The organism is Erwinia sp. ErVv1 (genome assembly GCF_900068895.1).
Taxonomy (GTDB): Bacteria; Pseudomonadota; Gammaproteobacteria; order Enterobacterales; family Enterobacteriaceae; genus Erwinia.
This window is the reverse complement of record NZ_CDPK01000015.1, coordinates 92,789-93,000: the sequence shown is the minus strand read 5'-3', so window position 1 is coordinate 93,000 and position 212 is coordinate 92,789. Positions and strand designations below refer to the sequence as shown.

General features: G+C 58.0%; 1 pseudogene. It reads left to right on the top strand.

Annotated elements, in window-relative coordinates:
- A pseudogene (locus A1830_RS24080) lies at positions 1-212 on the top strand (klebicin D activity protein); the annotation flags it as partial.

The following is a 212-nucleotide window of genomic DNA, read 5'->3' as shown; positions in this document are numbered from 1 at the left end:
GTGGGAAATACGCAGCAGCTGCAGGACTTTATTTATTGGCGGCCAGATGCGTCCGGTACGGGCGTCGTGCCCATTTATGTCGTAATAAGTAGCCCCCGCGACAGGCCGGGTCGGGTCAGTGGGAAAGGTGAAAATGTCGGCACAGATTGGCTGAATAAAGCCGGGCAGGGGCCTGGCGCACCAATCCCAGGCCAGATAGCGGAGAGATTGCT